We start from the raw sequence: 565 nt of genomic DNA on the forward strand, positions 1-565 counted from the left end.
GTCAGGATGAGCGCCTGCGCACCGTTGTAGGCGACCGTGACGCCCAGGATCATCGGGAACGTCTCCCGCACGCCCTTCACGCCGTCGAGGATCAGCACGAGCAGGAACGGGGTGACGAGCGAGAGGAGCTGCAGGACCAGCACCATCTGGAAGCTCAGCGCCATCACGTCGACCTCGCCGACCCGGGCGCCGACGATGACCGGGATGCCGATCGCGCCGTACGCGCCGGCTGCGACGTTCGCGACCAGGCAGAGCATCGCCGCCTTGACGGCGCCGAAGCCCAGCTGCACCAGCAGGGCGGCACAGATCGCGATCGGCACCCCGAATCCCGCGGCGCCCTCGAGGAAGGCGCCGAAGCAGAACGCGATCAGCAGCACCTGCACCCGCTGGTCGGGGGAGACGCTCGAGATCGAGGTGCGGATGATGTCGAAGCGTCCGCTGGCGACGGTCAGCCGATAGAGCCAGACGGCCATGATGATGATGTAGGCGATCGGCCAGATCGCGGTGAGAAGGCCCAGGAGTCCGGCGCCGGCGACCGAGGGCACCGGCATCCCGAACGGCCACA

Annotated in this window: 1 protein-coding gene; it reads right to left on the reverse strand. The window is 68.7% G+C overall.

Annotated elements, in window-relative coordinates:
* Positions 1–565: L-lactate permease (locus tag ABD848_RS24915; protein ID WP_344977669.1), on the reverse strand; the 565-nt coding region annotated here is incomplete at both ends.

This window comes from Salinactinospora qingdaonensis, from assembly GCF_039539445.1.
In the GTDB taxonomy this organism is placed as follows: Bacteria; Actinomycetota; Actinomycetes; order Streptosporangiales; family Streptosporangiaceae; genus Salinactinospora; species Salinactinospora qingdaonensis.